The 4,457-nt window shown below is 62.1% G+C and carries 5 protein-coding genes; 1 reads left to right on the top strand and 4 read right to left on the bottom strand.

What is annotated here, in order from left to right:
* Positions 1 to 361: 361 nt before the first annotated feature.
* Together LJE63_08815 and LJE63_08820 are read right to left on the bottom strand one after the other, a co-directional pair.
* Positions 362 to 925 carry a chalcone isomerase family protein gene (locus LJE63_08815; GenBank protein MCG6906714.1) on the bottom strand — a complete coding sequence of 188 codons (564 nt, stop codon included), beginning with the start codon at positions 923 to 925 and terminating at the stop codon, positions 362 to 364.
* A 211-nt stretch (positions 926 to 1,136) separates the two neighbouring features.
* Positions 1,137 to 2,063 carry a dihydroorotate dehydrogenase gene (locus LJE63_08820; protein ID MCG6906715.1) on the bottom strand — a complete coding sequence of 309 codons (927 nt, stop codon included), beginning with the start codon at positions 2,061 to 2,063 and terminating at the stop codon, positions 1,137 to 1,139.
* A gap of 163 nt (positions 2,064 to 2,226) precedes the next feature.
* On the opposite strand from LJE63_08820, the gene LJE63_08825 reads away from it, so the two are divergent.
* Positions 2,227 to 3,072: a flavodoxin family protein gene (locus LJE63_08825; protein MCG6906716.1), complete on the top strand. Its 846-nt coding sequence runs from the start codon at positions 2,227 to 2,229 to the stop codon at positions 3,070 to 3,072.
* Positions 3,073 to 3,087: 15 nt separating this feature from the next.
* Here LJE63_08825 and LJE63_08830 read toward each other — a convergent pair whose 3' ends face one another.
* Together LJE63_08830 and LJE63_08835 are read right to left on the bottom strand one after the other, a co-directional pair.
* Positions 3,088 to 4,002, bottom strand: a complete 915-nt coding sequence (locus LJE63_08830) for a flippase-like domain-containing protein (GenBank protein MCG6906717.1) — start codon at positions 4,000 to 4,002, stop codon at positions 3,088 to 3,090.
* 12 nt (positions 4,003 to 4,014) lie between these two features.
* On the bottom strand, positions 4,015 to 4,457 hold a 443-nt coding region (locus LJE63_08835; GenBank protein ID MCG6906718.1), incomplete at its 5' end, for a class I SAM-dependent methyltransferase.

The following is a 4,457-nucleotide window of genomic DNA, read 5'->3' on the forward strand; positions in this document are numbered from 1 at the left end:
CAGCGACAACAACCAGAGCTTCTTTTTCATCTTTGCCTCCATTTCATCTCTGCGACCGGTTGATTTGACAACCCCCGCAGGTTAGGCCCTCCCTCATCCTCTCTGGGAGGGGAAAAGAGCAAAACCCTCGCCAGGATGTAAAAACAAAATGAAAGCAATTAAAAATATAAAATTTTCTATAGGTTATGAAATATTTTGAAATTGGAAGTCAAAAACGGAAGCCGTTTTAATTCCAAAAGCGGGATAAAAGCTGGGATTTTTACTCAACCGGTGGGAAATGAATTACAGAAGAGACCTTGCTGCAATGAAAAATGGCCGCCTGTCGGCGGCCATTTCAAATCGGGGATTGGAGTGGAATACGCTATTTTCCCAACATCCCGGCTTTCAAACCCTTGTCGGCCGGTCTTTCCCCCAGCCAGATGGCGAAAACGGCCTGTTTGAAGGGCAGGCCCCGGATCAGACCCTGCAGCTGTCCCTTGGCGTAGACCCGCACGCCTTGCCCCGGGGTGTAGATGATGTCGTAGACGTCACCGGTTTTGGCCTCTTCGGCAAAAAAGCCGTTGAACTGGTCGATTTCCGCCTGAAGCGGGGCGGTGGCGCCGCCGGTGGCGTTGGCGAAGCCCTCGTTCCAGGCCGCGATCAGCTTCTGGCTGGAGACGCCGTCGTGGATGAAGTGCATCCGGATCGCCATGGGTTCATCGGCCGCGACAATCCCGGCGGGGTCAGCCGATTCTTGCTTTAGGTAAAGGCCGCCGGCGTAAACCTTGACAAAAAATTTGGTCCGCAGACCCGCGCCGTTCAGTACCAGATCCTGAGTGCCGGCCACCAGCGTATCCGGCAAAACGACCCCACCGATCTCCATGGCCACCGCCGCCGGGGAGATCAGCACCACCACCATCCACAGCAGCATCCAACGCTTCACCATTCCGCTTCCCTCCTGGTTCGTTGTGGTTTGAATTCAAGCCTCGCGCGCGGCTCAGGGTCGCGGCTATAAATAATTCCACAATATGGCGCCGGATTTTGGTTTGCCACCCAGGCACATTCGCCGGTGCATATCGGGATATGTGCCGGCGGATGTAACGCCGGTGACGGGCCAAAAGACAAGCAAGATGTGGAATTATTTCTTGCCGAGGACCTCAGGTCTCCAGCGAGCCGATCAGATCCGTCAGCCGCGAAAACCCGTGCGCGCGCAGGTAAGCAACGATCCCCGCCAGGATCTCCATGGTGGCCCGCGGGTTGACGAAATTGGCGGTCCCCACCTGGACCGCCGCGGCGCCGGCGATCAGAAACTCCAGGGCGTCCTCGGCGGTCATGATGCCGCCGATGCCGATCACCGGAATCTGGACCGCCCGGGCCACCTGCCAGACCATGCGCACCGCCACCGGACGGATAGCCGGCCCCGAAAGCCCACCGGTGATATTGGCAAGCTTGGGCCGGCGGGTGTGGATGTCGATCGCCATGCCCGTAATGGTGTTGATCAGGGAGAGGGCGTCGGCCCCGACCCCTTCGGCGCTGCGGGCGATCTCGGTGACGTCCGTGACGTTGGGGGAGAGTTTGACCACCACGGGTTTGACGGTTTTGGCGCGCACGGCCGCCACCACCCGGGCGGCCATGTCGGGCTGGACGCCGAAGGCGACCCCGCCGGCCTTGACGTTGGGGCAGGAGATGTTGACCTCGATCCCCGCCACCTCGGGCAGGCCGTCCAATTGGGCGGCCAGTTCGGCATAGGCCTCGACCGTCGTGCCGTAGATGTTGGCCAATACCGGAATACTCAGCCGGCGCAGAAACGGCAGTTTGTCGCGCTTGAAGGCCTCGATCCCGACGTTTTCCAGGCCGATGGCGTTGAGCATTCCGCAGGGGGTCTCGGCGATCCGCGGCGGGGGATTGCCCCGGCTGGGGGCGAGCGAAAGCCCCTTGACGATGATCGCCCCGAGCCGGTTCAAATCCACCAGGTCCTTGAACTCGCGGCCGTAGCCGAAGGTCCCGGATGCCGTCATGACGGGGTTCTGCAGCGGGATGCCTCCGATCTCCACCCGGAGATCCGGTTCGTCTTGTGAGGCCATGGTTTGATGTTTCCGGCACTTGGGGTTTCCGCCACCTGCAGCGGGTCAGCGGCGCGTGTGGGAGACTCTATAAAATAGATGTTGATCGAGATCAAGCCGCCGGTCTAAAAACCGGGAGGCGGAAACGCCGGTTTGTTCACAACACCATTCTGCGGAGAAAGCGATGAAAACGATTTTAGGCCTTCTGGGCTCCCCGCGCCGGCTGGGCAACTGCGAAATCATGGTCAAGGAAATTGCGCGCCGGGTTGACACCCCTCATCAATTGAACCTGCTGCGGCTGCCGGAGTTCGAGATCCAGTCCTGCCGCGGCTGCTACCGCTGCCTGATGGAAGGCCAGCGCTGCCCCTTGGAGGACGATTTTTACCGCGTGCTGGCGGTCATCACGGCGGCGGACGCCCTGGTGGTGGCGGCCCCCACCTATTTTCTGGGGGCCAACGGCTGCCTCAAGCGCTTTCTGGACCGCGGGCTGGCCCGCTACGACCACACCGAAAGTCTCTGGGGCAAACCCGCGGTGGGAATCGGCATCGCCGGCATCCGCGGCAAGGAGGGCGGCACCCTCCTGGATATCGAGCGGTTTTTAAAGCTGCTGCTGGCCGACGTCAGGGGGGTCCGGATGGCCTTCGGCGCCCTGCCGGGCGAGGTTTTTTTGAACGGGGAAACACGCGACACCGTATCCGCTCTGGCGGCAGCCCTCTTCGGCCCCCCGCTGCTGCCGACGGGTCCCTCCTGCCTGCTTTGCGGCGGCACCACGTTCCGTTTTCTGGGCGGTGACCGGGTGCAGTGCCAGCTCTGCAGCAACACCGGCACATTTCGCGTCGCGGCGGGGGTGCCGGTTTTCGAGATCCCGCGCAGCGCCCACGAGCTGTTTTTAACCAGGGCCGATGTCGAGCATCACAAAAAGTGGCTGCTGGGCATGAAGGCGCGGTTTCTGGAAAAAAAGACGGAGTTGAAGCAGATCACCCTGCCCTACCTCAAGGAGGGCCAGTGGATCCAGCCGGAAGGCAAATGACCGCCGGCCCGGCGGCTACCCGGGAGGCGCCGTTTTTTTCCGGGCCAGCAGCGCCACAGGCCCCAGGGCCAGAATGTTGATCAGAATCAGGGCGTGCGAGGTCAGGGCGAAATTCAGGCCCTCGGCCGGTGGAATCCCCAACAGCGCAAGGCCCGCAACCCAACCGCCCTCGTGATTGCCCGCCTGGGCGATGCCCTGGACCGGCAGGATCTGAAGCGGCAACTGGATCGAAATCAGAAACCAGGCCTCGCCGATCTTCAGATCCAACCCGACGGCCCGCGTGGCGCAGAACAAAAACCCGCCGATGGTCAGCCAGACGGCCAGGCTCTGCAGGATCAGCCGGCGGTTGAACTCCGCCTGGGCGGCCGCGTCGGCCATACGGCCCAGCCAGCCTGTGGTGAAACGGCTGCCCAAGTGGCCCATGCCTTTCAGAATCCAGGGCGCCCCGGCCATGGGCAACGCCAGCGCCAGCCAGCCGCATCGGAAATAAAAGGGGATGGCGGCCGGCAGAACTAGCGCCGCCGCCGCCATCCAGAACCCCATGGCCGCGACGTCCAGCAGGCGCGCCTTGATCAGTATACGAGTCCCCACCGTCAGGGGGGTGGCGTTGGCGGATTTCAAGAGCACCGGCAAGGTCAAGTCTCCGGCCCTGAAAGGGAAAAGAAACGATGCCATGCCGTGCAGGCAGGCCGTTCGGACAGCCTGGGGCCAGAAGCGCAGGGGTTCGGGGGAAAGCGTGGTCAGGCGCAGGGCCCGCAGGCAGTAGTTGGCGGCGAAAAAAAGGGCCCCTGCCAGAACCCACCCCGGTCGCACCCTCACAAAGGCCTGGAGCAGTTCGGGGCCTTTGTAAACGGCCAAGGCTGCAACGGCTGCGGCCAAAAGCAGCGACAGGGCGAACTGGATGGGGTGGCTTAGCAGGGGCTTTTTCATCGGGAAAAAAGCTCACCCCGCCTGATGAAATTTGCCGAGATAAAGCAGCCAGGGAAAGGTCGCGGCGGCAAACCGTTTTTCAATGGCCACAAACTCCGAGAGTAGGCCTTCGAACTCCCGGCGGCGCCAGAAATTGAGGTGATCCGGGGTTCGGCCGCCGCGGTCCCAGTATTTCCCCCGGACCAGGTTGCCCCAGTGAAAAAACGGCTCATGGGGCACGGATACGATGAGGTAGCCGCCGGTTTTAACAACCCGGCGGAGTTCCTTCAGCGCGCACCGGGGATCGGGGAGATGCTCCAATACCTCCGCCGCCAGGAGGTAGTCGAAGGTGCCGTCCGCAAAGCCCAGATGGTGGACGTCGCCAGTGCGGTAATCGCAAAAGGGATAGCGGGCGCGGGCAAAGGCGATTCGGGTCGGGTCCAAATCCACCGCGACCATCCGGCCCAAGAGACCGC

It is taken from the genome of Desulfobacteraceae bacterium, from assembly GCA_022340425.1.
Taxonomy (GTDB): domain Bacteria; phylum Desulfobacterota; class Desulfobacteria; order Desulfobacterales; family JAABRJ01; genus JAABRJ01.